Origin of the sequence: Mycolicibacterium grossiae, from assembly GCF_008329645.1 — a bacterium.
GTDB lineage: Bacteria > Actinomycetota > Actinomycetes > Mycobacteriales > Mycobacteriaceae > Mycobacterium > Mycobacterium grossiae.
This window is the reverse complement of sequence record NZ_CP043474.1, coordinates 4,842,699-4,869,657: the sequence shown is the minus strand read 5'-3', so window position 1 is coordinate 4,869,657 and position 26,959 is coordinate 4,842,699. Positions and strand designations below refer to the sequence as shown.

General features: G+C 70.6%; 25 protein-coding genes. 18 read left to right on the top strand and 7 right to left on the bottom strand.

Features of this window, described 5'->3' with window-relative positions; genetic code table 11:
- Positions 1–14 precede the first annotated feature (14 nt).
- Genes FZ046_RS23330 through holA form a run of 3 tightly spaced genes read left to right on the top strand, consistent with a single transcriptional unit; the run spans position 15 to position 3,364 of the window.
- Positions 15–872, top strand: coding sequence for a ComEA family DNA-binding protein (locus tag FZ046_RS23330; RefSeq protein ID WP_149484329.1), 858 nt, complete (start codon positions 15–17; stop codon positions 870–872).
- A 53-nt stretch (positions 873–925) separates the two neighbouring features.
- Positions 926–2,398 carry a ComEC/Rec2 family competence protein gene (locus FZ046_RS23325; protein WP_149484374.1) on the top strand — a complete coding sequence of 491 codons (1,473 nt, stop codon included), beginning with the start codon at positions 926–928 and terminating at the stop codon, positions 2,396–2,398.
- 12 nt (positions 2,399–2,410) lie between these two features.
- Positions 2,411–3,364: a DNA polymerase III subunit delta gene (holA, locus tag FZ046_RS23320; protein WP_070354861.1), complete on the top strand. Its 954-nt coding sequence runs from the start codon at positions 2,411–2,413 to the stop codon at positions 3,362–3,364.
- Between the two features lie 7 nt (positions 3,365–3,371).
- Here holA and rpsT read toward each other — a convergent pair whose 3' ends face one another.
- Positions 3,372–3,632 (bottom strand): 30S ribosomal protein S20, encoded by a 261-nt coding sequence (gene rpsT / locus FZ046_RS23315; RefSeq protein WP_070354860.1) that lies wholly within the window; start codon positions 3,630–3,632, stop codon positions 3,372–3,374.
- A gap of 148 nt (positions 3,633–3,780) precedes the next feature.
- Here rpsT and FZ046_RS23310 point away from each other — a divergent pair, with 148 nt between their 5' ends.
- From FZ046_RS23310 to FZ046_RS23300, 3 genes are read left to right on the top strand one after another with little or no spacing between them, the layout of a single operon-like run.
- Positions 3,781–5,511 (top strand): circularly permuted type 2 ATP-grasp protein, encoded by a 1,731-nt coding sequence (locus FZ046_RS23310; protein WP_246182846.1) that lies wholly within the window; start codon positions 3,781–3,783, stop codon positions 5,509–5,511.
- 12 nt (positions 5,512–5,523) lie between these two features.
- Positions 5,524–6,501, top strand: coding sequence for an alpha-E domain-containing protein (locus tag FZ046_RS23305; protein WP_070354859.1), 978 nt, complete (start codon positions 5,524–5,526; stop codon positions 6,499–6,501).
- Positions 6,502–7,341: a transglutaminase family protein gene (locus tag FZ046_RS23300; RefSeq protein WP_070354858.1), complete on the top strand. Its 840-nt coding sequence runs from the start codon at positions 6,502–6,504 to the stop codon at positions 7,339–7,341.
- Here the strand turns inward: FZ046_RS23300 and FZ046_RS23295 are convergent.
- Positions 7,325–8,200, bottom strand: coding sequence for a ribonuclease Z (locus tag FZ046_RS23295; RefSeq protein WP_070354857.1), 876 nt, complete (start codon positions 8,198–8,200; stop codon positions 7,325–7,327). The genes FZ046_RS23300 and FZ046_RS23295 overlap by 17 nt on opposite strands.
- Positions 8,201–8,333: 133 nt before the next feature.
- Between FZ046_RS23295 and FZ046_RS23290 the strand changes: the two genes are divergently transcribed.
- Complete coding sequence (locus tag FZ046_RS23290; protein WP_070354870.1) at positions 8,334–8,762, top strand: CBS domain-containing protein; 429 nt, start codon at positions 8,334–8,336, stop codon at positions 8,760–8,762.
- On the opposite strand, the gene FZ046_RS23285 is transcribed toward FZ046_RS23290, so the two are convergent.
- The 4 genes from FZ046_RS23285 to FZ046_RS23270 are packed head-to-tail and all read right to left on the bottom strand — an operon-like array spanning position 8,759 to position 12,781.
- On the bottom strand, positions 8,759–10,132 hold the full coding sequence (locus FZ046_RS23285) for an NtaA/DmoA family FMN-dependent monooxygenase (protein ID WP_070354869.1): 1,374 nt from the start codon (positions 10,130–10,132) through the stop codon (positions 8,759–8,761). The two genes, FZ046_RS23290 and FZ046_RS23285, sit on opposite strands and share 4 nt — an antisense overlap.
- Before the next feature lie 35 nt (positions 10,133–10,167).
- Entirely contained in the window at positions 10,168–11,064 is an 897-nt protein-coding gene (locus FZ046_RS23280; protein WP_070354856.1) for a MetQ/NlpA family ABC transporter substrate-binding protein, read from the bottom strand.
- Positions 11,065–11,102: 38 nt separating this feature from the next.
- The gene (locus tag FZ046_RS23275; RefSeq protein ID WP_070354855.1) at positions 11,103–11,786 is read right to left on the bottom strand and encodes a methionine ABC transporter permease; all 684 of its coding nucleotides are present in this window, start codon (positions 11,784–11,786) and stop codon (positions 11,103–11,105) included.
- Positions 11,783–12,781 (bottom strand): methionine ABC transporter ATP-binding protein, encoded by a 999-nt coding sequence (locus FZ046_RS23270; RefSeq protein WP_070354854.1) that lies wholly within the window; start codon positions 12,779–12,781, stop codon positions 11,783–11,785. The genes FZ046_RS23275 and FZ046_RS23270 overlap by 4 nt, the downstream gene beginning before the upstream one ends.
- A gap of 562 nt (positions 12,782–13,343) precedes the next feature.
- On the opposite strand from FZ046_RS23270, the gene FZ046_RS23265 reads away from it, so the two are divergent.
- From FZ046_RS23265 to FZ046_RS23235, 7 genes are all read left to right on the top strand, one after another.
- Complete coding sequence (locus FZ046_RS23265) at positions 13,344–13,961, top strand: GNAT family N-acetyltransferase (protein ID WP_070354853.1); 618 nt, start codon at positions 13,344–13,346, stop codon at positions 13,959–13,961.
- 212 nt (positions 13,962–14,173) lie between these two features.
- Positions 14,174–15,838: an ABC transporter substrate-binding protein gene (locus tag FZ046_RS23260; protein ID WP_070354852.1), complete on the top strand. Its 1,665-nt coding sequence runs from the start codon at positions 14,174–14,176 to the stop codon at positions 15,836–15,838.
- On the top strand, positions 15,835–16,806 hold the full coding sequence (locus FZ046_RS23255; protein ID WP_070354851.1) for an ABC transporter permease: 972 nt from the start codon (positions 15,835–15,837) through the stop codon (positions 16,804–16,806). Before FZ046_RS23260 ends, FZ046_RS23255 begins: the two co-directional genes overlap by 4 nt.
- Positions 16,803–17,669, top strand: coding sequence for an ABC transporter permease (locus FZ046_RS23250; RefSeq protein WP_070354850.1), 867 nt, complete (start codon positions 16,803–16,805; stop codon positions 17,667–17,669). Before FZ046_RS23255 ends, FZ046_RS23250 begins: the two co-directional genes overlap by 4 nt.
- A gap of 11 nt (positions 17,670–17,680) precedes the next feature.
- A complete protein-coding gene (locus tag FZ046_RS23245) occupies positions 17,681–19,312 on the top strand; it encodes a dipeptide ABC transporter ATP-binding protein (protein WP_211372298.1) in 1,632 nt (543 codons plus the stop codon).
- Position 19,313: 1 nt separating this feature from the next.
- Entirely contained in the window at positions 19,314–20,684 is a 1,371-nt protein-coding gene (locus FZ046_RS23240) for an LLM class flavin-dependent oxidoreductase (RefSeq protein ID WP_070354848.1), read from the top strand.
- On the top strand, positions 20,681–21,925 hold the full coding sequence (locus FZ046_RS23235; protein ID WP_070354847.1) for an acyl-CoA dehydrogenase family protein: 1,245 nt from the start codon (positions 20,681–20,683) through the stop codon (positions 21,923–21,925). The genes FZ046_RS23240 and FZ046_RS23235 overlap by 4 nt, the downstream gene beginning before the upstream one ends.
- Before the next feature lie 7 nt (positions 21,926–21,932).
- Here FZ046_RS23235 and FZ046_RS23230 read toward each other — a convergent pair whose 3' ends face one another.
- Positions 21,933–22,547, bottom strand: a complete 615-nt coding sequence (locus tag FZ046_RS23230; RefSeq protein WP_099046014.1) for a type II toxin-antitoxin system PemK/MazF family toxin — start codon at positions 22,545–22,547, stop codon at positions 21,933–21,935.
- A 44-nt stretch (positions 22,548–22,591) separates the two neighbouring features.
- Between FZ046_RS23230 and lepA the strand changes: the two genes are divergently transcribed.
- From lepA to FZ046_RS23215, 4 genes are all read left to right on the top strand, one after another.
- Positions 22,592–24,478 (top strand): translation elongation factor 4, encoded by a 1,887-nt coding sequence (gene lepA / locus FZ046_RS23225; protein WP_070354868.1) that lies wholly within the window; start codon positions 22,592–22,594, stop codon positions 24,476–24,478.
- Between the two features lie 43 nt (positions 24,479–24,521).
- On the top strand, positions 24,522–25,208 hold the full coding sequence (locus tag FZ046_RS23220) for a sensor domain-containing protein (RefSeq protein ID WP_125939809.1): 687 nt from the start codon (positions 24,522–24,524) through the stop codon (positions 25,206–25,208).
- Positions 25,209–25,344: 136 nt separating this feature from the next.
- A complete protein-coding gene (locus FZ046_RS28200) occupies positions 25,345–25,467 on the top strand; it encodes a hypothetical protein (RefSeq protein ID WP_256277858.1) in 123 nt (40 codons plus the stop codon).
- Positions 25,468–25,608: 141 nt separating this feature from the next.
- Positions 25,609–26,907 (top strand): NtaA/DmoA family FMN-dependent monooxygenase, encoded by a 1,299-nt coding sequence (locus FZ046_RS23215; RefSeq protein ID WP_070354845.1) that lies wholly within the window; start codon positions 25,609–25,611, stop codon positions 26,905–26,907.
- Positions 26,908–26,959: the final 52 nt, after the last annotated feature.

Sequence of the window (26,959 nt, the reverse complement as noted above, 5' to 3'; positions counted from 1 at the left end):
CCTACGGTCGCGCCATGGCCCTCGAACCCCCTCCGGACCGCGCGCACCGACGCCTCGCCGGCGTGGATCGCTCCGTCGACGCCACCGATCCCGACGCGGCCGAGGCGTCGGAGACGTCACTGTCGCGGTGGCTGCCCGATCAGCCGGAACGGCAACGCGCCCAATGGCTCTCCGCGATCCGTGCCGATCCCGGGCGGTCCGGCGCCATCGCCCTCGCCGTGGTGGGTGCCGTCGCCGTCCTCATCACGGTGTTCACCGTCACCGGTGACGAACCCCCTCCGGTCGTCGCGGCCGACCTGCCGCCGGTGCGGATGGCGTCCTCGGCGCCCTCGCCGGAGGCGCCTCCCGACGGAGGTCAGGTGGTGGTGAGCGTCGTCGGCCTGGTGCACCGGCCGGGGCTGGTCACCCTCGGGCCCGGCGCACGGGTCGACGACGCGCTGACCGCCGCGGGCGGCGTCCTGGGCGGGGCGGACCTCGTGGGTCTGAACGTCGCCCGCCGGGTCAGCGACGGCGAGCAGATCGTCGTCGGCATCGCGGGGCCGCCCGGGGCACCGGCGTCGATGGGCAGCTCGATCACCTCGCCGGAGGCGGGCGGCGCAGGGGCGCCCGAGCCGCGCGGCGTCGCCGGCGCGCCGGAAGCGGGCGGGGCGGGGCAGGCGCCCCGCGATGGTCCGGCCGCAGGCCCGGTCGACCTGAACACCGCGACCGCCGAGCAACTCGACGCCCTACCCGGGGTCGGTCCGGTGACCGCCGCGGCGATCATCGCCTGGCGCGACGCCAACGGTCGGTTCTCCTCGGTCGATCAGCTCTCCGAGGTCGACGGCATCGGCCCGGCGCGGCTGGACAAACTGCGCGACCTGGTCGATGTGTGAGCCTGCCGGACGTGCCGAACGTGCCGGTCGACCTGCGGCTCGTTCCCGCGGCGATGACCGCCTGGCTGGTCACCGCCGCGGGGATCCTCTGGCCGCCCGCCTGGTCGGTCCTGGTCGCGGCGCTGCTGACGGCGGTTACGGCGCTGGCCGTCCATCGCATCCGGCCGGCGGGCGCGACGACGACACGGGTCGGGGCCGCAGCGGCAGCCGTCGCGGTGGCTGGGGTGACGTTCGCCCTCGCGGTCGGCATCCGCGCCCACGACGTGGCACACCACCCACTCACCGGACAGACCGGCCGGACCGTGGTCGTGACCGTGACGCCGACGGAGTCGCCGCGCCCGGTGTCCGGCGCCCGGGTCATGTTCCGCGGCGCGCTCCGTGCGGTGGCCGGTCACCCCCTCGATGGCCGGGTGCTGGTGTTCGCCTCGGCGTCGGGGTTCGGCGACCTGAGCGCCGGCCGACCCGCCGAGTTCCGGGCGCGCGTCGCCGCGCCGCTACGCCGGGACCTGACCGTGGCGGCGTTGTCGGCCACCGGCGCACCGCGCCTGGGGCGGGCGAGCGTGCCGAACCGGATCGCGGCCGACGTCCGGCGGGACTTCGCCGCCGTCGCGCGGGACGTGCTCCCGGGTGAGCAGGCGGCGCTGCTGCCCGCGCTCGCGCTCGGCGACACCGGGGCACTTCCGGCGACGACGGTCGCCGACTTCCGATCCGCGGGCCTGACGCACCTGACGGCGGTGTCCGGGGCCAACGTGACGATCGTCTGCGGCGCGGTGCTGCTGTCCGCCATGCTGATCGGACCGCGGGCGGCGGTGGTGCTCGCCGGTGTCGCGCTGGTCTGCTTCGTGATCGTCGTTCAGCCGAGCGCCAGTGTGCTGCGCGCCGCGGTGATGGGCGCCATCGCGCTGCTGGCCGTGGCGTCCCATCGCCGGCGGCAGGCGATCCCCGCGTTGGCGACGACCGTGCTGGTCGTCATGGTCGGTTGGCCCGAGATGGCGGTCGACGTCGGGTTCGCACTGTCGGTGGTCGCCACGGCCGCGCTCGTGGTCGTCGCACCGGCGTGGTCGGCGCGGCTCGAGGCGCGGGGCTGGCCGCGGCCGCTGGCCGGCGCGGTGGCGGTCGCCGTCGCGGCGCAACTGGTCACCGCACCGCTGGTCGCCGGCATCTCGGGCAGCGTGTCGGTCATCGGCGTGCTCGCCAATCTCGCGGTGGCCGTGGTGATTCCGCCGATCACGGTGCTGGGCACGGCCGCGGCGGCGCTCGCCGGGGTGTGGCCGGCGGGCGCCGGTCTGCTGATCCGGTTCACCGGACCCGAGCTGTGGTGGCTGCTGCGCGTGGCGCACGGGGCCGCCGCGGTGCCGGGCGCGGTACTGCCGGTTCCCGACGGGCCCGTCGGCGCGGCGCTGGTCGGCGGTGCCACGGTCGGCGCGGTGGCGCTGGCGCGACGGCGCTGGGGCCGGGTGCTGCTGTCGTGCGGCGCGTGCGGCGTCGTGGCGTGGGCGGTCCGCGCCGGTGTCCCCGGCGCGTGACACCATCGTCGCGTGAGCCAACTGCACCTCGTCCTGGGTGACGAAGACCTGCTGGTCGAGCGGGCCGTGTCCGCGGTGATCGCCGAGGCGCGGACCAGCGCCGGCGTCGCCGACGTGCCCATCGACCGGATGCGGGCGGGGGAGGTGAGTGCCAACGAACTCGCCGAGTTGCTGAGCCCGTCGCTGTTCGCCGACGAGCGGGTGCTGGTGCTCGAATCCGCGGCCGATGCGGGCAAGGAGGCGGTCGGGGTCATCGCCGGCGCCGCCGCCGACCTGCCGCCCGGCACCGTGCTCGTCGTCGTGCACTCCGGCGGCGGCCGGGCCAAGGCACTGGCCGACCAGCTCAAGAAGATGGGCGCCACGGTCCACCCCTGCGCCAAGCTCGGCAAGCCGTCCGAGCGCGCCGACTTCGTCAAGCGGGAGTTCCGCGGTCATCGCGTGAAGGTGAGCGACGACACGGTCACCGCACTCCTCGACGCCGTCGGCTCGGACCTGCGGGAGCTGGCCGCCGTCTGCTCGCAGCTGGTCGCCGACACGGGCGGCGTCGTGGACGTGCCTGCGGTGCGGAAGTACCACAACGGCAAGGCGGAGGTGAAGGGGTACGCGATCGCGGATCTCGCCGTCGGTGGAGACGTCGAGGGTGCGGCCGAGGCGCTGCGCTGGGCGGTGATGGGTGGGGAGGCGCACGTCGTGCTCGCCGACGCGCTGGCCGAGGCCGTCCACGCGATCGCCCGTGTCGCGCCGCTGTCGGGCAACCAGCATCAGCTGGCCGGCGAGTTGGGCATGCCGCCGTGGCGGGTGCAGAAGGTGCAGCGCCAGGCCCGCCGGTGGACGCGGGATTCGGTCGCCGAGGCGATGCGCCTGGTGGCCGCACTCAACGCAGACGTCAAGGGCGCAGCGGCAGATGCCGACTACGCCCTCGAGACCGCGGTGCGGAAGGTGGCCGAGCTGGCCGAGTCCGCCTAGACGGAGGTCAGAGCTTGTTGAGTGCCAGAGCGAGCGCCGACTTCTTGTTGGCGGCCTGGTTCTTGTGGATGACGCCCTTGCTGGCGGCCTTGTCGAGCTTGCGGCTGGTCGCGGCGAGCAGCTCGCCGGCCTTCTCCTTCTCGCCCGCGTCGATGGCCTCACGGAAACCGCGGACGGCCGTGCGCAGCGAGGACTTCACCGACTGGTTGCGCTGCCGGCGGCGCTCGTTGGTGAGGTTGCGCTTCTTCTGCGACTTGATGTTGGCCACGCGTGTGATTCCTTCGTGATGCTCAGTTCGGGGTTGTTACGAGTCTTGGCGCCCGACGGCGGGCAGCGAGGGTTCAGACTACCAGCGGGCGGGGTAAATGCCCAAAGTGAGAGTCGCTGGCCTGCCGAAACACGACGATTGGGGCAGCATGTCCCCTGTGAGCCTACGCACCCTGCCCGCCGAGAAGCCCACCGAGAAGACCGCCACCAAGTCTGGGGAGAAGTCCGCGGAGAACGGCCGGTCGACGCGCGGCGGGGCCCGCACGGCGAAGCGGCACGAGGGCATCTTCGACGGCTACAACGACATCGGCGGCTACAGCCGGGCCTTCGACGAGATGTTCGACGCCGACGGCAACGTGCGCGGCCCGTACAAGGGCATCTTCAAGGAACTCTCGCCGTCGGACGCGTCCGAACTCGCCGCCCGCAACGACGCGCTGGGCCGTGCGTTCATCGACCAGGGCATCACGTTCTCGCTGTCCGGTCAGGAACGCCCGTTCCCGCTCGACCTGGTGCCGCGCGTGATCTCCGCCGCCGAGTGGTCGCGGCTGGAGCGGGGCATCAAGCAGCGCGTCAAGGCGCTGGAGATGTACCTCGACGACATCTACGGCGAGCAGGAGATCCTGCGCGACGGCGTCATACCGCGCCGGCTCATCACGTCGTGCGAGCACTTCCACCGCGAGGCCGCGGGCATCGTGCCGCCCAACGGGGTGCGCATCCACGTCGCCGGCATCGATCTGGTGCGCGACGCGCAGGGCACCTTTCGGGTGCTCGAGGACAACCTGCGCTCGCCGTCGGGGGTCTCCTACGTCATGGAGAACCGCCGCACCATGGCGCGGGTGTTCCCGAATCTCTTCGCGACGCACCGGGTTCGCGCGGTCGGCGACTACTCCTCACACCTGCTGCGCGCCCTGCGCAACGCCGCCGCGTCGAACGAGGCCGACCCGACGGTGGTGGTGCTGACGCCGGGCGTCTACAACTCCGCCTACTTCGAGCACTCGCTGCTGGCGCGGCAGATGGGCGTCGAACTCGTCGAGGGACGCGACCTGTTCTGCCGCGACAACACCGTCTACATGCGCACCACCGAGGGCGAGCGGCAGGTCGACGTCATCTACCGGCGCATCGACGACGAGTTCCTGGATCCGATGCAGTTCAAGCCGGATTCGGTGCTGGGCGTCGCCGGGGTGCTCAACGCGGCGCGGGCGGGCAACGTGGTCATCTCGAGCGCGGTCGGCAACGGCGTCGGCGACGACAAGCTGGTCTACACCTACGTGCCGACGATCATCGAGTACTACCTCGGCGAGAAGCCGCTGGTCGCCAACGTCGACACCTTCCGCTGCTGGCTCGACGACGAGCGCGAGGAGGTGCTCGACCGCGTCGCCGAACTCGTCATCAAGCCCGTCGAGGGCTCCGGCGGCTACGGCATCGTGTTCGGCCCGGACGCCTCGGAGAAGGAACTGGCGACGATCAGCAAGAAGATCCGCAACGACCCGCGCGGTTGGATCGCCCAGCCCGTGGTGCAGCTGTCGACGGTGCCGACGCAGATCGGCGACGAACTCGCGCCGCGACACGTCGACCTGCGGCCGTTCGCCGTCAACGACGGTGACGACGTGTGGGTGCTGCCGGGCGGGTTGACCCGCGTCGCGTTGCCGGAGGGCTCCCTGGTGGTCAACTCCAGCCAGGGCGGCGGCTCCAAGGACACCTGGGTGCTGGCGTCGCGGACGTCGGCCGCCGACCGTGAACTCGCCGCGGCGGAGGTGGTGCGGGCGCTGCCGGCGTCGGGCAAGGGCAGCAAGCCCGAGCGCGGCGGCGACGCGGCCGCGGCCGCCCAGCAGCAGCAGGGGCCCACGCCCAGCCAGAGCCAGCAACAGCAGCAGCAGTAGACGGGACGAGACATGCTGGCACGCAATGCCGAATCGTTGTACTGGATCGGCCGCTACGTCGAGCGGGCCGACGACACCGCGCGGATCCTGGACGTCACCGTGCACCAGTTGCTGGAGGACTCGAGCGTGGACCCGGACCAGGCGTCGCGCACCCTGCTGCGGGTCCTGGGCATGGAGCCGCCGACGACGGCGCTCGACGTGTGGTCGCTGACCGACGTCGTCGCCTTCAGCCGGGACAACCAGGGCGGGTGCTCGATCGTCGAGTCGATCTCCGCCGCCCGCGAGAATGCCCGCGGCGCACGGGAAGTCACGTCGACCGAGATGTGGGAGTGCCTCAACACCACCTACAACGCCCTCGCCGAACGCGAGCGGGCCGCCAAGCGGCTCGGTCCGCACGAGTTCCTCGGTTACGTGGAGGGTCGCGCGGCCATGTTCGCCGGGCTCGCCGACTCGACGCTGTCCCGCGACGACGGCTACCGCTTCATGGTGCTCGGCCGGGCCATCGAACGGGTCGACATGACGGTGCGGCTGCTGCTGGCCCGCGTCGGCGACAGCGCGTCGTCGCCGGCGTGGGTGACGGTGCTGCGCTCGGCCGGCGCCCACGACACGTACCTGCGGACCTACCGGGGCGTGCTCGACGCCGTGCGGGTGGTCGAATTCATGCTGCTGGACCGGCTGTTCCCGCGGTCGGTGTTCTATTCGCTGCGGCTGGCCGAGCACAGCCTCGACGAACTGCACCACCGGGCGCACAACCGGGTGGGTGCCACCGCGGAGGCGCAGCGCCTGCTGGGTCGCGCCCGCAGCGAGCTGGAGTTCCTGCGCCCCGGCGTGCTGCTGGAGTCGCTGGAGGAACGGCTCGCCGGGTTGCAACGCACCTGCTTCGACGTGGGAGAGGCGCTGGCGCTGGAGTACTTCCACTCGGCGCCGTGGGTGGCGTGGACCGACGCGGGACGCAACGGCTCGCTGGCGATCGAGGAAGGTGAGATCTAGATGTGGCGTCTGCGCGTCGTGCATTCGACGGGGTACGCGTACAAGTCGCCGGTCACGGCGTCGTTCAACGAGGCTCGGCTGACGCCGCGCTCGGACACCCGGCAGAACGTCATCCTCAACCGCGTCGAGACGGTGCCGGCCACGCGTTCCTACCGCTACGTCGACTACTGGGGCACCGCGGTGACGGCGTTCGACCTGCACGCCCCGCACACCGAACTGGAGGTCACGTCGTCCTCGGTGGTGGAGACCGACGTCGGCGAGGCTCCCGAGGAGATCGCCACGTGGGACGACCTGCGCTCGGAGGCGGTGATCGACCGCTTCGACGAGGTCCTGTCGCCGACGCACTACACGCCGGCGAGCAAGCGGATCGGACGGGTGGGGCAGAAGCTCGCCAAGGAACACGAACCGCGCGACGCGGTCGTGGCCGCCGCCAACTGGGTGCACAGCGAACTCGCCTACGTGCCGGGCACCACCGGGGTGCACTCGTCCGGCTTGGACGCGCTGCGCGAGGGCAAGGGCGTGTGCCAGGACTTCGCACACCTCACGCTGATCCTGTTGCGCAGCATGGGCATTCCGGCCCGCTACGTGTCCGGTTACCTGCACCCACGGAAGGAGGCGGAGATCGGCGAGACCATCGACGGTCAGAGCCACGCGTGGATCCAGGCCTGGTTCGGCGGCTGGTGGAACTACGACCCCACCAACGACAAGGACATCTCCGAGCAGTACGTCAGCGTGGGCGTCGGCCGGGACTACGCCGACGTGAGCCCGCTGAAGGGCATCTACTCCGGCGAGGGGTCCACCGACCTCGACGTCATCGTCGAGATCACGCGCCTGGCCTGATCTCGTCCGGGGCGCCGCACATCCCGGGGTGCACCTCGACGCGGTGCAGATCGTCACCCAACTCGATCTGCCGGTGGAACGTCGTGGCGGCCAGGGCGCGCCACTCCTCCTCCTGGCCGGGCGCGATGCCAGGCACGTAGTGGGTGAGCACCAGGATCCCGACGCCCGCGCGGGTGGCCGTCGCGCCCGCCTCCTCGACCGAGGAGTGGTAGTCGCAGATGTCCCGGGCGCGCTGCTGCGGCAGCAGCGAGATGAGGTCCTTCCGGATCACGGTGTGCACCAACGCTCCTGCGCCGCGGGCGAGGTCGTCGAGGCCCGCGCACGGCACGGTGTCGCCGGCCAGCACGACCGATGCGCCGGCGTGCTCGATGCGAAACCCGAGGGTGGGGGCGACCGGACGGTGATCGGTGGCGCCGACGCGGACCTGGACGTCACCCCGTTCCCACACCGTGCCCGACTCGACCTCGCGCACGTCCACGCGAGGCGGTCCGGTGAGGTCCGGGTGGTGGGCGATGCGGTAGCCGATGTCGTGGCCGAACGCGGCGAGCATCCCGTCGACGACGTCGCGCGTCCCGGGCGGCCCGATGATGGGCAACGCGGGGGCGTCGGGGTCGAAGGTGGTGACCCACCGGGTGATCAGCAGGTCACCGAGGTCGGCGATGTGGTCGCTGTGCAGGTGCGTCAGCAGCAGGGCGGTCAGCGCGCCCGCCGACGCCCCGGCGGCGGCCAGACGCTGCTGCACGCCGCGACCGCAGTCGACGAGGAACGTCTGATCCCCGGCGCGCACTAGCGTCGCCGGACCGGCCCGCCGGGGGTCGGGGATCGGGGAGCCGGTGCCGAGCAGGGTGACCTCGATCATGGCCCGGTTATACCGCCGGACGTCGGCCGGCGAGGCGGTATCGCGCGGATGCGGCGCACACCGACGCGGGGGTTTCCTCGGGCGCGGATCCGTCCTAGCCTGATGTGACGAGCATCACTTCGCGGAGGTGGCGGTGCGGATCTCGGACGTGCTGAAGAGCAAGGGCGCCGGAGTGCTGACGGTGGCGCCGGACGCGACGCTGGGCACGCTGCTCGGCTGTCTGGTCACGCGCAACGTCGGCGCACTGGTCGTCGTCGATGCCGGTCGTCCCGTCGGCATCGTCTCCGAACGCGACGTCGTGCGGCACCTGCACGCCCGCGGCGCCGGGCTGCTCGACCTGACCGTCGCCGACATCATGTCGACCCACGTCGTCACCTGCGCACCCGGTGACTCCGTGGATGCACTCAGTGCCCTGATGACCACCCACCGGGTCCGCCACGTGCCGGTCGTCGACGACGGCGCGCTGGCGGGCATCGTCAGCATCGGCGACGTCGTCAAGACCCGCATGTCCGAACTCGAGCAGCAACAGGAGCATCTCGAGAACTACATCGCCCAGGGTTAGCCGGCCGCGCCGGCCAACTCGTCGACGCCGTTGAGCAGATCGTTGTCGGCGAACGCACCGCGGTAGGCGGCAGCCGGATGCGAGTCGGGAAGCCGGTCGCCCTTTCCGAGGACCTTGTGCCGCAGCGTGCCGGACTTGTCCGTGGCGATCAACCCCCGCTCGCGCAGCACGGGGAAGAGCCGGTCGGCGACCTCGGCGAAGGAGTGCGGCACCGTCGCGTGATAGACGTTCACGCCGTCCACGCCGGCCTCACGCCACTCCTCGAGCTGGTCGGCGATCTCCTCGGGCGTACCCACCACGCGGTTGGCGCCCTCCAGCACCCACGCCATGTCCCGGATCGTGGGGTCCGCGTTGCCGGACACCTCCGAGGCCCACCGGATGAAGCTCTTGATGCCGGTGAACTCGCCGAGTGCGCTGATCGGCGTGTCCAGCGGCAGTCTGCCCGCGTCGACGCCGGCGTCGCCGAGGGCGTGCAGCGCGATGCCCTCCAGGTCGAGGTAGCGCTTGAGGTCATCGTTGCGGCGCACGGCCTCGGCGTGGGTATCGCCGATGACGAACGACAACCCCTGGGCGAACGTGATGTCCTCCGGGCTGCGGCCATTTGCCGCCGCCAACGCCCGGGTCTCGGTCACGAGTCCGTGTGCGGCAGTCGGAGTCGGGCTGCTGATGTATACGCCCTCGGCATTGCGGGCCGAGAACAGTTGCCCCGCAGGCGAGGAGCCGGCCTGGAACAGCACCGGGGTGCGCTGCGGCGACGGCGACGAGAAGTGCGGACCTTCGACGCGGTAGCGCTTGCCGGTGTGGTTGATCTTGTGGATCTTCGACGGATCCGCGTGGATGCCGGCGTCCTTGTCCTGCACGAGGGCGTCGTCGTCCCAGGAGCCCTCCCAGAGCTTGTAGACGACGTCGACGTATTCGTAGGCCCACTCGTAGCGCTCGTCGTGCGCCAGCGTCCCCTCGAGCCCGAAGCTGCGGAACATGTTCTCGTTGAAGCTCGTCACGATGTTCCAGCCGAGCCGGCCGTCGGTGTAGTGATCGAGCGACGACATCCGGCGCGCGAAGTCGAAGGGATGGTCCTGCACGATCGAGCTGGTGAACACGATGCCGAGGTTCTCGGTCGCGGCGGCGAGCGCCGACGCCAGCACCGACGGGTCGTTCACCGGAATCTGGATGCCACCCTCGGCGGCTTTGCGCCAGTTGCCGTTCCAAGTCTGCCGCAGCCCGAAGACGTCGGCGAAGAACAACAGGTCATACCCCGCCCGGTCGACCTGGCGGGCCAGGTCCGTCCAGTGCGTCAGGGAGTTGAAGTGGTGGTTGCGCGCCTCGGGCGCCCGCCACAGCCCGTGTAGGACGTGCGACGCGGTGTTCATCACGAACGCCGAGAAGTACAGCGGCTTGCGCGGGCTCACGAGATGGGTCCCAGCGTGTTGCGGATCAACTCGTCATCGGTGGTCTTGAGGTACTCGGCGATCCGCGGGTCTTTGAAGGTGGCGATGAGCTTCTGGACGTTCGGGTCGTCGAGGTGGGCGTTGCTCACCACCAGCCCGCCCTCGCTTCCCTTGGGCGCCGGTTCGCGGGCGAGGATCTGCTGCTCGGTCAGGCCGGCGGCGTAGACGTCGGAGATGTGCACGACGATCGCGTCGACGTCGGCGAGGCTGCGGGCCAACTGACCGATCGGTACCTGGACGAACTGGTAGTCCTTCGGGTTCTCGGCGATGTCGCCGAGCTGCGGCAGGCCGGCGAGCGTGTCCTTGCCCGGTTTCAGCGTGATCTGCCCGTCGTGCGCAAGATCGAGCAGGGCGATGGCCTGTCCGGCCGGGTCGTCGCGCAGCGCGATCTTGGCGCCGCGGGGGACCTCCGCCCAGCTGCGGTAGCGGTTCGAGTACGTCGCCTGATCCCACGTGAACGTCGGTGCGGCCAGGGTCAACTCGAACCCGTTGGCGGCGATGGCGTCGTTGAGGAACGGCTGGTGTTCGAAGAAGTTGCCCGCGACGGTACCGGCGTCGACGGCGCGGTTGATCTCGATGAGGTTGTCGATCTTCACCGGCTCGATCGTGATGCCGTGATCGGGTGCGATGTTGGCGCCGATGTAGGTCAGCAGGTTCTCCGCGGCGATGTCGGTACTCCAGGTGGCGACCTTCAGGGTGGTGCCGAAGGGCTTGTCCTGGTTCGAGTAGTTGGCGAACGCGATGCCGCCCGCGATGGCGAGCACGGCCACGATCGCGCCGGCGATCCACGGCCATCGCCGACGCCTGCGGATCTCGACGTCGATGCCGGGCGGCGAGCTGAGCTGATCGGTCATGAATCTTCCTTTGGTGAGGTGCTTCGGTGAGAGGGTGGTCAGCGCGTGAGCGCCGTGACGACGCGGTCGCCGATGAACTGCACCGCCTGCACGGTGATGATCAGTGCCACCACGGTGGCGATCATGATGTTGTCGTCGAACCGGTTGTAGCCGTAGGTGATCGCGAGGTTGCCGACGCCGCCGGCGCCGATCGAGCCGGCGATCGCGGAGTACTCGATCATCGCGATCGTGTTGACGGTGAGGGCCCCCGCGAGGGCGGGCAGCGCCTCCGACAGTTGCACCGATCGGATCACCTGCAGCTGCGTGCCGCCCGACACCAGCCCCATGTCCGTCACGTCGGTGCGCACTTCGCGCAGCGCGTTCTGCACCAGCCGGGCGAAGAACGGGATCCCCGCCACGGTCATCGGCACGATCGCCGCGGCGATGCCGACGGTGGTGCCGACGATGAGGCGGGTGACCGGGATGATGGCGGTCATCAGGATGAGGAACGGCAGCGACCGTCCGACGTTGACGACGGTGTTCAGCACGGTGAAGGCGCGCGCGTCGGGGAAGAGGCCGAACTCCGAGGAGTTGTGTAGCACGACCCCCAGCGGCAGTCCGATCGCCACCACCAGCGCCATGGTCACACCGACCATGACCCAGGTTTCGCCGTAGGCCGGCAGCAGCAGATCGGGGACGTGCGCCCAGGGGGTGTTGAAGTCCTCGGCAGCCAGCAGCGTCACGCCGCCTCCTCCGCGCGCGTGCGCTCGGTCGCGCGGACGTTGAGGCCGCGTTCGCGCAGCCTGTCGGCGAAACCCGGGGGCGCGCTGGGGGAGAAGGCCAGGACCGCGCGTCCGACGGCGATCCCGCGGATCGACTCGACGCTGGCCGACAGCACGTCCACGCGCGTGCCCGCGACTCCCGGGATGGTCTGCAGCGAGGTGAGCCAGTCCAGCGGGACCGAGCGGGACGCGTAGGACACCTCCCACACTTCCCCGCCGTTCGACGGCACGCTCGGGCGGTCCGGAAGCAGCTCGCGCGCCAGCGTCGAGGTCGGGTCGAGGATGACGTCGGTGACCGAACCGCGCTCGATGATGCGGCCGTCCTCGATGCGGGCCACCGAGTCGGCGATCTCGCGGACCACGTCCATCTCGTGGGTGATCAGGATGATCGACAGGCCGAAGTCGTCGCGCAGCGTGCTGAGCAGACCGAGGATCGACGTGGTGGTGGCCGGATCGAGCCCGGACGTCGACTCGTCGGACAGCAGGACGGACGGCCCCAGGGCGAGGGCGCGGGCGATGCCGACGCGTTGCTTCTGACCGCCCGACAGCTGGGCCGGGTAGTAGGTGCTGCGGTCGGCCAGGCCGACGCGCTCGAGCAGCTCGGCAACCCGTCGATTCGCCGACTCCTCCGTGGCGCCGAGGTACGCGAGGGGCAGCGCGACGTTCTGCGCCACCGTGCGCCGGCGCAGCAGCGGAGCCGTCTGGAAGATCACGCCGATGCTGCGGCGCGCCGCGATCAGCTCCGAGCGGTCCAGGCGGGTGAAGTCCTTGCCGTCCACGCGCACCGAGCCGCTGGTGGGGCGTTCGAGGAAGCTGACGCAGCGCGACAGCGTGCTCTTGCCCGCGCCGCTCGGCCCGACGACCGCGAGGATCTCGCCGCTGCCCACGGACAGCGAGACGTCGTCGAGGACGGTCCGCTCGCCGAAACGCTTGGTCAGGTTCTCGATCTCGATCACGATGGCACTTCCTGCTGGGTCGAGCCGCTCGGGTCGACGATGGGTCAGCCGCTGAAGGTACGCAGGTCGACGGACCGCGGACAGAGTCCTGATCGCGGTGATCGGAAGTCAGTGCTTCGGTGGTCAGTCAGCAACGCGTGCAACGGCATTCGACCGCCACGCCCGCGATGCGCGTCGACCGGGGTATGTCGCGAGATCGACGTGAGGGTCGTGGCAAGCGGCGTGGGCGCAGCCCTGGTGTCGATCTCGCGGAGATAACGCGCCCGCGCAACGCGTCGAGATTGCGTCGAGGGTCGTGAATCCGCGGTGATCGCAACCCTGGGTGCAATCTCGACGCGGTGGCCGCCATCCGCCGGGGTGTGTCGCGAGATCGACGTGAGGGTCATGACTAGCGGCGTGTGCGCGGCCCTGGTGTCGATCTCGCGGGGATGGCACGCCCGGGCGACGCGTCGAGATTGCGTTGAGGGTCGTGAATCCGCGGCGAGAGCAGCCCTGGATGCAATCTCGATGCGGTGGCCGCCATCCGCCCCTGCAGGCGGGCAAGCTGTGCGAGGGTGGTCCGATGGCCACCGAATCCGCCCGGGTGCAGGTGCGGCCCGCGAGCCGCGCCGACGTCCCGGCCCTGTCCGAGACGTTGAGCAAGGCCTTCGCCGACGATCCGGTGATGGCGTGGATGTTGCCCGACGCGGCCGACCGGCGCCGTCGGCTGCCACGGGTGTTCCGGGCGCTGACTCAGCACGGTCACCTCGGCCGCGGCGGCGTCGAGGTGGCACTCGACGGGTCGACGGTCGCAGCGGCGGCGCTGTGGGATCCGCCGGGGCGATGGCAGCAGAGCGCCGCCGAACAACTGCGCGCCATACCCAGCTTCCTGTGGGCCTTCGGCGCGGCCGTGCGGCGCGGCATGCTCGTCGACGAGCGGATGGCGGCCGTGCACCCCGAGGAGCCGCACTGGTACCTCGCGATCATCGGCAGCGACCCCACCGTGCGCGGCAAGGGCTTCGGCAATGCGCTGATGCGGTCGCGCCTCGACCGCTGCGACGCGGAGTACGCGCCGGCCTACCTGGAGTCGAGCAACCCGGACAACGTGCCGTACTACGAGCGATTCGGCTTCGAGGTCACCGGCGAGATCACGCTGCCGGACGGGCCAAGCCTCATTCCGATGTGGCGCCGACCGCGGTGATCCCGACGCGGCGCCGCCCGCGGTGAAGTAAGCGGGCCCTGCCGCCGCCATCTTCAAGACTCGTGGCGATTTCATTCCTTCTGCCCGATTCGGCCGGGGCGGCATAGTGACGTCGCCATCGAGTCCCAAGGCATTGCCGATCGTGCGGTCGTGCAAACCCATGCTCATCGGGTGGGCAGTTTCATCGACCGTTCGCGAAAGGCAGTCTCACGATGCGTGCAATCGCCGCCGTCCGCAGCAGCTACCTCGCCGGCGCACTGACCATGGCGGTCACCGTCGCCCTGGCCGGGTGCAGCGGCGGGGACTCGTCCTCGTCGGCGCCGTCGGGTCCGCCGGTCAGCGGCGGCTCGATCGTCTACGGCGCGGACCGGGAACCGCTGTGCCTGGACCCGCACAACAACGGCGACATGCCGCAGACCTACGTCGCCCGGCAGTTCCTCGACTCACTGGTCTCCGAGCGGCCCGACGGCACCGTCGTCCCCTGGCTGGCCGACTCCTGGACGGTGAGTCCCGACGGGTTGACGTACACCTTCCGGATCAAGCAGGGGGTGAAGTTCCACGACGGCACGACGCTCGACGCGGCTGCGGTGAAGGCGAACTTCGACCACATGCTCGACCCCGCCACGCAGTCGCTGACCGACGCCGGCTACCTGCGGCCGTACTACGCGTCGTCGCGGGCGATCGACCCGTCGACGTTCGAGATCACCCTCTCCAGACCGTATTCGGCACTACTGCCCGTGCTGTCGCAGGCGTTCTTCGGCATCCAGTCCCCGAAGGCGATGGCCCGCGGTCTGAAGGACAACTGCCAGTCGCCGGTCGGGACGGGCCCCTTCATCGTCAAGGAGTGGGTGCACGGGCAGAGCGTCGAACTCGACCGCAATCCCGACTACGATTCGGCACCGGCCGACGCCAAGCACCAGGGCCCGGCCTATCTCGACCACGTGAGCTGGAAGTTCCTGGAGGACGGCTCCGTCCGCTTCGCCGCGGTGCAGGGCCAGGGTGCCGACGTCATCTTCAACCCGCCTCCGCAGCAGGACGCCACGCTCAAGGCCGATCCGAACCTCGCCCTGCAGGAGTTCACCCACACCGGCCAACCGAACGGGTTCGCGCTCAACACGACCCGCTTCCCGTTCACCGATACCGCGGTGCGGCAGGCGTTCGTCCACGGGGCCAATGCCGAGGCCGCCGTGAAGAGCGCCTACCTCGGCGTGTTCGACTGGGAGCACGGGCCGCTGACGTCCACCACGCCGTTCTTCGACGGGGACCTCGGCGACTACTTCGCCCACGACCCGGCCAAGGCGAACCAGCTGCTCGATGCCGCGGGCTGGACCCAGCGCGACGGCGACGGCTACCGCACCAAGGACGGCAAGCAGCTCGCCGCCACCGTCGTCTACTCGTCCGACCCCGGTGACACCCCGCCCGCCGACCTCACCCTCTATCAAGACGTCCAGGCGGCGGTGAAGGAGATCGGCTTCAACCTGGTACTCAAGCCGCTTCCGCAGGATCAGTACTACGCCGCGTTCACCGACCAGAACGCCTACGACGCGCTGGCAGGGGCGTACTGGAACAGCCCGACACCGCTGGTGCTCTCGATCAACTACTCGACCGACTCGCTGAACCTGGCACCCGGCAACAACATGTCGTGGGTGCGCAACCCGGCCATCGACGGGCCATTGCGTCAGGTGGCCGCGTCCACCGACCCCAAGCAGCAGGAGCAGCTGTACGGCTCGGTGCAGAAGACCGTCGCCGAGAACGCCTACTTCCTGGGGCTCTACCCGCAGACGACGCGGCTGGTCACCAAGAAGCGGCTGCAGGACGTGTGGATCGAGCCGTCGGAAGGCGAGCCGGTACTGCACGACGCCTGGTTCGCCCAGTGACCGACCCCGTCTCCACTCCGGGCGGGCACCGCCGGTCGCTGCGGCGAGTGGCCGGCCGCGTCGCCGGCGTGCTCGGAGTGCTCTGGGGCGCAGCGACGTTGACGTTCATCGCCCAGCACGTGATGCCGACCGATCCGGTGCTGGCGATCCTCGGTGGCGCCGGGGCCAAGCCGACGCCCGAGCAGGTCGCCGCCGTGCGCGTGCAGTACGGACTCGACCGGCCGGTCCTCGAGCAGTACGCCGACTACCTGACCGGACTGCTGCACGGCGACCTGGGCACGTCCTACAGCCGCAAGCAACCGGTCGCCGACATCATCGCCCAGCAGGTCGGCCCGACGTTGACGCTGACGGCCGTGGCGCTCGTCGCCGCATGGATCGTGGCGGTCGCCGTGACGCTGCTGACGGCGCACCGTCACCGCGCCGTCGCGGCGCTGGGTTCCGGCCTCGAGACGTTCCTGGCCGCGCTGCCGCAGTACTGGCTCGGCATCGTGCTGCTCGTGATCTTCGCCTTCCACCTGCACGTGCTGCCGGTCGTCGGTGACGGCGGGTTGGAGGGCCTCGTCCTGCCCGCGTTGACCCTGGCGCTGCCGCTGGCGGGCTTTCTGGGACAGGTGACCCGCGACGAATTCTCCGTGGCGATGGAACAGCCATTCGCGGTGTCCGCCCGGGCCCGAGGCATGAGCGACTGGGGCGTGCGGTGGCGACACGCCCTGCGCCACGCAGTCCTTCCGGGCCTGACGCTGTCGGGGTGGGCGTTGGGCTCGCTGTTCTCCACGGCCGTCATCGTCGAGACCATCTTCGTGCGGCCGGGTCTGGGCCGGGTGCTGGTCGACGCGGTCGTCGCCCACGACATGCCCGTCGTGGTCGGCGTCACGCTATTCGTCGCGGCGGTCTACGTAGTGGCCAACCTGGTGGTCAACGTCGCGTTCACCCGAGTCGACCCCCGGCTGCGGAGGGCGGACCGATGACCGTCGACATCGCCGACGCGCACGCCATCCGGTCCGGGCTGCGTCCCGTCGTCGTCCGCAGGCTCCGCCCCGCACTGTGGCTGTCGGTGGCGTTCCTGGTGCTGATCGTCGCGTGGGCCGTCGCACCCGCCGCCTTCACCACCGGGTCGCCCTTCGACACCGACATCGACGCGGCCCTGCGCGGACCGTCGTCGCAACACTGGTTCGGTACGGACGCCTCGGGCCGCGACATCTACACCCGCGTGGTGTTCGGCGCGCGCAGCTCGCTGCTGATCGGGCTCGGCGCGACCGCGGCGGCCCTCGCCGTCGCCATCGCGCTGGGCGTCGCGGCCGGCCTCGGCGGCCGGATCACCGACGGTCTCATCAGTCGATTCGTCGAAGTCCTGCTGGCCATTCCGGGCCTGCTGATCGCCCTGGTGTTCATCGCGATGTCCGGGCCGGGCGTGACCACCGAGATCATCGCGGTGGCCATCGGCTCGGCCGCCGGATACGCGTGGATGGTGCGCGGCCAGGTCATCGCCGTCAAGGGCTCCGACTACGTCGAGGCGGCCGTCGCCCTCGGGCACCGACCGCGTCGCATCATCGGCAGGCACGTGCTCCCCAACGCGATGCGCCCGCTGGTCGCCGTGGCCACCCTGGGCGTCGGCCAGTCGATCGTGTGGGCGTCGTCGCTGAGCTTCCTGGGACTCGGCGTCGCGCCACCGGCACCGGAATGGGGCGCCATGCTGGACGCGGGCCGTGACTTCGTCTCCACGGCATGGTGGTTGGAGCTGTTCCCGGGCCTCGCGATCATCGGCTGCACGCTCGCGGTGACGGTCATCGGGCGCCACGTGCAGCAGCGACTGGAAGGACGGCTCCCGTGACCGCACCGCTGATGCACGTGGAGGATCTGCACGTCGCCTTCGGGCACCGCGACGCGCCGCCCGTGGTGCGCGGCGTGTCGTTCCACGTCGGCACGGGGGAGTGCCTCGCGATCGTCGGCGAATCCGGTTCCGGGAAGAGCGTGACCGCACGGGCTCTGCTCGGCCTCGCCGGTCCGGAAGCACACGTCGGGGCGACGACGCTGGCGTTGCACGGCAGGTCCCTGCTGGGTAATGGCGACCGGGAATGGCGCCGGATCCGCGGTGCCGAGGTGGGTTTCATGCTGCAGGACGCCCTGGTGTCACTGGATCCGCTGCGGACGGTCGGCGCCGAGATCGCCGAGACGCTGCGGTTGCACCGGTTCGGCGGCCGTGCCCGTCGTCGCGAGCGCGTGCTCGACCTGCTCGCGTCGGTCGGCGTCCCGGAACCCGAGCTGCGGGCCCGTCAGCTCCCACACCAGCTGTCCGGCGGCCAGCGGCAGCGGGCGCTGATCGCCTCGGCGATCGCCCTGGACCCCGCCCTGTTGATCGCCGACGAACCGACCACCGCGCTCGACGTGACCGTGCAGGCACAGATCCTCGACCTGCTCGCCGAGCGGCGGCGTCGCGGCACCGGCCTCATCCTGATCAGTCACGACCTCTCGGTCGTGAGTCGGCTGGCCGACCGCGTCGCCGTGATGCGCGGCGGGGTGATCGTCGAGCAGGGCGCCGCCGCCGACGTCCTCGGCGACCCGCAGCACGCCTACACGCGAGCCCTCCTCGACGCGGTGCCCGCGACGCACCGCAAGGGCACGCGGTTGTCCGGGGTCCCGCCCCGGACGGGGGGCTCGACCTCACGGCGCACCCCGTCCGGGGACGGCGCCTTGCTGTCCGTACGGGGCGTGACGAAGCGGTTCCGCGGTCCCGACGGCGTGGAACGCGCGGCGGTCGAAGACGTTTCGTTCGAGGTGGGCATCGGTGAAACGGTCGGCATCGTCGGCGAGTCCGGGTCGGGGAAGACCACCACCGCACGTCTGGCGCTGGCACTGCTCAGCCCCGACGACGGCGTCGTCGAACTTGCGGGCGAGCCGTGGAGTGCGGTCGACGAGGCCCGGCGCCGGTCGCGGCGACGCCGCATCTCCGTCGTGCAGCAGGACCCGCTGGGATCATTCGATCCGCGGTGGACGGTGCGTCGGATCCTCGAGGACGCCTTGCCCGCCGAGGTGTCCACCGATTCGGTGCGTCGTCGCGACCGCATCGACGAGCTGCTGGCCGACGTCGGACTGCCCGCCGAGCACCTCGACCGACGACCCCTGCTGCTCTCCGGCGGGCAACGGCAACGGGTGTCGATCGCGCGGGCCCTTGCGTCGGAGCCGGACCTCATCGTGTGCGACGAGCCGGTGTCCGCGCTCGACGTGACGATCCAGGCGCAGGTGCTCGACCTGCTGACCGATCTGCAGCAGCGGCTGCGGCTGTCGTACCTGTTCATCTCGCACGACCTCGGCGTCATCCACCACCTGGCCGACCGCGTGCTGGTGATGCACGACGGCCGGATCGTCGAATCGGGTTCCGCCGAAGACGTATTCGCGCAACCCCGTCACCCGTACACCCAGCGACTCCTCGCGAGCCTGCAGCGGGCCGAGCCGCAGACCGTTCCCGGAGGCTGACATGGCACGACGAATGATCCTCAACGCGTTCGACATGAACTGCGTGACCCACATCGTCGCCGGCACCTGGCGGCATCCCGAGTCCCAGGCCGCCCGCTACAAGGACCTCGGCTACTGGCTGGACCTGGCCCGGCTGCTCGAGCGTGGCCTGTTCGACGGCCTCTTCATCGCCGACGTCCTGGGCGTGTACGACGTCTACGGCGGCGGACCCGACGCCGCGCTGCGCTCGGCCGCGCAGGTCCCGGTCAACGACCCGTTGCTGGTGGTGCCCGCGATGGCGACCGTCACCGAGCACCTCGGCTTTGGGGTCACCGCGGCGACGTCCTTCGAGCATCCCTACTCGTTCGCCCGGCGCATGTCGACCCTCGACCACCTCACCGACGGCCGCGTCGGATGGAACGTCGTGACCGGATACCTCGAGAGTGCCGCGCGCAACCACGGATTCGACGCGATCACCCCGCACGCCGACCGGTACGACATCGCCGACGAGTACACCGAGGTGCTCTACAAGCTGTGGGAAGGCTCCTGGGACGACGACGCCGTCGGTGCCGATCCCGGGCGTGCCGCGTACGCCGACCCTGCCAAGGTGCACCCGATCGATCATCGGGGCAGGCACTTTCGCGTGCCCGGCATCCACCTGTGCGAGCCGTCGCCGCAACGCACGCCGGTGCTGTACCAGGCCGGCGCGTCGGACCGGGGCAAGCAGTTCGGCGCCGAGAACGCCGAGGTCGTCTTCGTCGGCGCCCCCACCAAGGAGGCGCTGCGCGCGACCGTCGCCGACATCCGGGCACGTGCCGAGTCGGCGGGCCGTGATCCGTACGACGTGAAGATCGTCAACGGGCACGTCGTCGTGACCGGCGCCGACGAAGCCGCCGCCCGCGCCCGTCTCGACGACCTGCGGCAGTACGTCGATCCCGAGGGGGCGCTGGCGCTCTGGTCGGGCTGGCTGGGCTCCGACCTGTCCCGCTTCGACCTCGACGACCCCGTCGCGGTCACCGACAACGAGTTCCTCAAGTCGTCGGTGGAGAACTTCGGCCAGGGCCAGTGGACGCTGCGGGACTTCGTCGACGCGCACGCCATCGACGTCGAGGGCGGCTTCAGCGTCGGCTCGCCCCGGCAGGTCGCCGACGACCTGCAGGAGTGGGTGGAGGAGACCGACGTCGACGGCTTCAACGTCACCAACGCCATCACCCCGGGATCGTTCGTCGACTTCGTCGACCACGTCGTGCCCGAACTGCAGCGCCGCGGGGTGCACAAGACCTCCTACGAGGAGGGCACGCTGCGCCACAAGCTGTTCGGGCGCGGACCGCGTCTTCCGCAGACCCACCGCGCGGCGCGGTACCGTCGCGTCACCGAGGAGGTAGGACGATGACCACCATTGGCACGACGGCGGTCGACGACCCCACGGTCTCCGGGCCGCCGACCTACGGGTCCGACCGCTTGGCCCGGCTGATCGCCGAGACCGGGTCCGGCGCGTTGGCACGCGAACAGGCGAACGAGCGGCCCTTCGCGGTGATCGAGCAGCTCAAGCGCGAGCGGCTCAGAGCGTTGCGGGTACCGCGGGCCGAAGGCGGCGGCGGCGCGACGCTGCGGGAGCTGTTCGCCGTCGTCATCGCGCTCGCGGCCGCCGACGTCAACGTCGCGCACATCCTGCGCGGGCACTTCTCGCACGTCGAGGAGCGGCTGCGCCTGCACGGCCCGGATCGCGACCGTGCGGTGGCACTCGCACTGAGCGGGGCCATCGTCGGCAATGCGTCCACCGAACTCGGCACCACCACCGTCGGCGAATTCACCTGGCAGACCCGGCTCACCCGCGCCGACGGCGGCCTGCGCCTGAACGGCACGAAGTACTTCACGACCGGCACGCTGTACGCCGACTACGCCGAGGTCCTGGCCAGCGACCCCGACGGTGCCACCGTGATCGCCCTGATCCCCACCGACCGGCCCGGTGTGACGGTGCGCGACGACTGGGACGGCATGGGGCAGCGCGCCACGGGTACCGGGACGGCCATCTTCGACGACGTCGCGGTCGAGCCCGACGAGCTGCTCGGCTTCGCGCCGCCGGACGCCGGCAGTGACCCGCCGCCGCTCTATCTGTCCGGCGCGTTCTTCCAGCTCTACGTCACGGCGCTGGAGGCCGGTGTGCTCCAGGCGCTGCGCGACGACGCCGTCGCCCACGTGCATCAGCGCGCGCGTAGCTTCGCGTGGGCGCCGACCCCGGCACCGGCCGACGACCCGCTGCTGCAGCGCGAGATCGGCGAGATCGCCGCCGCCGCGTTCGCCGCGGAGGCCACGGTGCTCGCGGCCGCCGATGCCCTGGCCGTCTCCTTCGACGCCGACGTTCGGAAGACCGACCCCGACCTCGACCTGGCGCACGAGGCGTCGCTACGCGCCGCCGAGGCCAAGGTCGTCGTCGACGCCCTCGCGCAGAAGGCGGCCGGCCAAATCTTCGACGTGGGCGGCGCGTCCGTCGTGCGTCGGGCGCACCTGCTCGACCGGCACTGGCGCAACGTCCGCACGCTCGCCTCGCACAATCCGACGCCGTACAAGGCCCAGGCGGTCGGTGCCTACCACGCCCGCGGCGCGCGGTTGCCGGGCAGCGGCTACTTCTGACCGCCGGTCAGGACCAGGAGTACTCGGCCCGCAGCCGGCGCGCGACCACCTCGAAGCGCTCGCGGTCGAGCACGGCGCCCTCGCGCCGGATGCCCTCCTCGGGGACGTCGAGCACCCGGTCGAGGCGTACCCAACTGACCCGGCCCTCGTAGTCCCACGTGCCGGTGCCGATCTCCACCCAGTCGCGCTCGCCGCGGTGCCGGTCCTGGCTCGACAGCATCAACCCCAGCAGGGTGCCGGCGTCGCGGCCGACGACGAGCACCGGCCGGTCCTTGCCCCGCGTCGGATCGTCCTCGTAGACCACCCACGTCCACACGATCTCGCCCGGGTCGGCCCGTCCGTCCAGGTCGGGGGCGTAGTGGATCCGGCGGGCACGGTGCGCCGTCGGGGCGCTGCGCTGGGTGACGGGCCTGCCCGCGGTGATCGCCTGCGGCGGCGGCTGCGTCGCGGCGTTGGCCAGCGCCGCGAGACCCGCGTCGATCCCGAGTTTGATGCCCTGCTGGATGTTCCGCTGCAGCCCCTCGCCCTTCGGCAACTGCCGGATGATCTTGGGCGCCTCGCTGCGTACGACGGTCTCCGCGCCCCGAAGGATCTTCTGGAACGTCCTCCACTGCGACGCCATGGCAACGAGCATAGGCACGATTGTGTCGGCACGGCGGTTGCTGGATACGCTGGTGGGGCCTCGAACACGGACTCACCAGGAGAAACCCCATCAGCAGTTTCGCTGACAAGACCTTCACCGCGCCGGCGCAGATTCGGAACTTCTGCATCATCGCCCACATCGACCACGGCAAGTCGACGCTGGCCGACCGCATGCTGCAGCTCACCGGCGTGGTCGACGACCGCTCTATGCGCGCCCAGTACCTGGACCGGATGGACATCGAGCGCGAGCGCGGCATCACGATCAAGGCGCAGAACGTGCGGCTGCCCTGGGCGGTCTCCGGCGACGAGTACGTCCTGCACCTGATCGACACGCCCGGCCACGTCGACTTCACCTACGAGGTGTCGCGCGCGCTGGAGGCGTGCGAGGGCGCGGTGCTGCTGGTCGACGCGGCGCAGGGCATCGAGGCGCAGACGCTGGCCAACCTCTACCTGGCGCTGGACCGCGACCTGACGATCATCCCGGTGCTGAACAAGATCGACCTGCCCGCCGCCGACCCGGATCGCTACGCCGCCGAACTGGCGCACATCATCGGCTGCGAGCCGTCCGACGTGCTGCGGGTGTCCGGCAAGACCGGTGCAGGCGTGTCGGAACTGCTCGACGAGGTCGTCCGCCAGGTGCCTGCGCCGACCGGCGACCCGGACGCGCCCGCGCGGGCGATGATCTTCGACTCCGTCTACGACATCTACCGCGGCGTCGTCACCTACGTGCGCGTCGTCGACGGCAAGATCACCCCGCGCGAACGCATCGCGATGATGTCGACCGGCGCCACCCACGAGCTGCTCGAGGTCGGCATCGTGTCACCGGAACCGAAGGCGTCCGACGGGCTGGGCGTCGGCGAGGTCGGCTACCTCATCACCGGTGTGAAGGACGTCCGGCAGTCCAAGGTCGGCGACACCGTGACCACCGCCCGCAAGGGGGCGACCGAGGCGCTGACCGGCTACCGGGAGCCGCGGCCGATGGTCTACTCCGGCCTGTATCCCGTCGACGGCTCGGACTACCCGGTGCTGCGTGAAGCGCTGGACAAGCTGCAGCTCAACGACGCCGCGCTCACCTACGAGCCGGAGACGTCGGTGGCGCTCGGCTTCGGCTTCCGCTGCGGCTTCCTCGGACTGCTGCACATGGAGATCACCCGCGAGCGTCTCGAGCGCGAGTTCAACCTCGACCTCATCTCGACCGCGCCGAACGTGGTCTACCGCGTGATCAAGGACGACGGCACGGAGATCATCGTCACCAACCCGTCGGACTGGCCCGACGGCAAGGTCCGCGAGGTGTACGAGCCGGTGGTGAAGACCACGGTGATCGCCCCGAGCGAATTCATCGGCACGATCATGGAACTCTGCCAGGCCCGTCGCGGGGAACTCGGAGGCATGGACTACCTGTCGCCCGAGCGCGTGGAGCTGCGCTACACGATGCCGCTCGGCGAGATCATCTTCGACTTCTTCGACTCGTTGAAGTCGCGCACCCGCGGCTACGCCAGCCTCGACTACGAGGAGGCCGGCGAGCAGGAGGCCGACCTGGTGAAGGTCGACATCCTGCTGCAGGGCGAGCCGGTCGACGCGTTCAGCGCCATCGTGCACAAGGACGGGGCCAGCGCCTACGGCAACAAGATGACCACCAAGCTCAAGGAATTGATTCCGCGGCAGCAGTTCGAGGTGCCGGTGCAGGCCGCGATCGGCTCGCGCATCATCGCCCGCGAGAACATCCGCGCCATCCGCAAGGACGTGCTCTCCAAGTGCTACGGCGGCGACATCACCCGCAAGCGCAAGCTGCTGGAGAAGCAGAAGGAGGGCAAGAAGCGGATGAAGACGATCGGCCGCGTCGACGTCCCGCAGGAGGCCTTCGTGGCGGCGCTGTCCACCGACGCCGCCAGCGACAAGCCCAAGAAGTGAACGACCGCCCCCGTCGCCGCGCGACGTGGGGCACGATGAGGGCGTGAACGCGTCCCGCTGGGTGCTCTGGGTGGCCGCCGCCTGCCTGGTCGCGGGATGCTCGAGCACCGTGACGGGCACGGCGGTGCGGACCGGCGCGTCGGCGGCACCCGACGTGCCACAGCTGCGCGAGGCGCAGCTCGACGACGTCATGCTCGGTCTCGCCGACCTCGCCACGATCGTCGGCGCGTCCGAACTCGAGACGATCCTCGACAGCGAGGAGATGTCGGACAACGTCGACGTCGTCTCCGACCCGGCGTGCCTGGGCGCCATCATGGGCGCCGAGGACGCGGTGTACGCGGGCAGCGGCTGGACCGCGGTGCGCGACCACGTCGTCGGCGACCCGGACGACGAGCACTGGATCGAGCAGACGGCGGTGCTGTTCCCGTCCGAGGAGCAGGCGCACGGTTTCTACGGCGACGCCACCGCGATGTGGAGCCGGTGCGCGGGCTCCTCGGTGTCCCTCGACGACACCGACGTCGGCTACGTGTGGGACGTCGGCCCGCTCGAGGAAGCCGACTACATGATCACGCAGGTCACCACCGAGCAGGACTACGACGACTGGCGATGCCAGCACGCCATGTCGCACGCGTCGAACCTTGTCGTCGAGACGTGGGCGTGCGCGTTCGGATCCACCGACGGCGCCGTCGCCATCGCCGAGCGCATGCTGGAGAACGCGTCGCAGGCCTGACGGTTCGAGCCAGCACGAGTCGAATGTCGCGCGGGCGTCGACGTCGTTGTCGCGCAACGCCTTCGACGTGGCTGGTGGTCGCGGTGGCGCGTGGTGGTCGCCGCACCCGCGGGCGTGTCGGCGCTAGCGTGACCGCGTGATCTCCGGCATCCCTCCCGCCGCGGGCGGTTCCTGGGCGGTCCGCGCGTGGCCGTGGCTGGTGCTGCTGGCCGGCGTCGCCATCGTCGTCCTCGGCGGCGTGCTCTACTCACCGGCGTAGGGCCGAAGCTTCGGCGACGTTGCGCGGCAACCCTTTTCGCTCGCGGCGCGCACAACCGGCGACGGCAGGACGCGAGGCACCTAGCGTACGAAAAGCCCCAGCCTGCACACGTTTCGGAGGTCGACCACGGTGACGCGTCAGATGCACTTGCTGCTGTTCGGCAACACCCGATCGGCCGGACCGTGGCGGCACCCCGACGTCCAGCACGACACCGCGAGCGTCCGGCGCGAACTCCTCGAGCGGGCGCGTACCGCCGAACGCGGGACCTTCGACGCCCTGTTCTTCGCCGACGGACTGAACTACGGGCCGCCCGCGACGTGGGCGTACAAGACCACCGAGGACTTCGAGCCGCTGACCACGGCGGCGGCGCTGTCGCAGGTGGTCGACCACGTCGGCTTCGTCCTCACCGGCTCGGCCACGTTGACCCACCCGTACCACCTCGCCCGGCAGTTCCTCTCGGTCGAGCACCTCAGTGGCGGCCGCACCGGCTGGAACCTGGTCACCAGCTTCGCCGCCGCGGCGGCAGACAACTTCAGCGCCCGCGGCGTCGTGGACCACGACGAGCGCTATCGCATCGCGGAGGAAGCCATCGAGGTCGTGATGTCGCTGTGGGACGGATGGGGGGAGGACACCATCGTCGCCGACCGCAGCACCGGGGTCTACAACGACGTCGACCGCATCCACGTCACCAACCACCACGGCCGCTACTTCGACGTGACGGGACCCATCGGTGCCGCTCGCTCGCCCCAGGGTCGCCCGGTGGTGTTCCAAGCGGGATCGTCGGCGACGGGCAGCGCATTCGCCGCCCGGCACGCCGAGGTCATCTTCACCGGCCAGGGCAATCGCGCGCGGGCGCAGGACTTCTACCGCTTGATTCACAGCAAGGCCTACGCACTCGGACGGCGTCGCCCACCGCTCATCACGCCATCGCTCCGGTTCGTGGTGGGATCCACCGAGGAAGAGGCCGCACGCGTCGAACGTACGGCCTACGAGCACTTCAGCCCCGAGTATCAGGCCGGCTGGCTGCTGGAGGTCGACGTCGACGTCACCGGTGCCGACCTCGACGGGCCGGTTCCGGACTCGGCGTTCCCCGACCACACCGAGACCCATCAGACGGCCCTGGCCGGTTACCGCGCGCTCGCACGCGAGGGAAGTCCGACGGTGCGAGAGTTCCTCTACCGCACCGTGAACGGCTGGGGAGCGCAGATCGTCGGCTCGGCAGAACGGGTGGCCGACGAGATCGAGGAGTGGTTCCACACCCAGGCGTGCGACGGATTCGTCCTCGGCGACTCCGGCGTGCCCGGTCAGCTCGACGTCTTCGTCGACCAGGTGGTTCCGCTGCTGCGCAAGCGCGGCCTGTTCCGTCACGAGTATGGCGGGAGGACGCTGCGCGACCACCTCGGCCTCGACGTGCCCGCGCGGTTCGACACCTCGTCGTGACGCGGTATCGGCGATAAGAATCGCGGCGAGCGGATGGCTGCCGGATACGTCA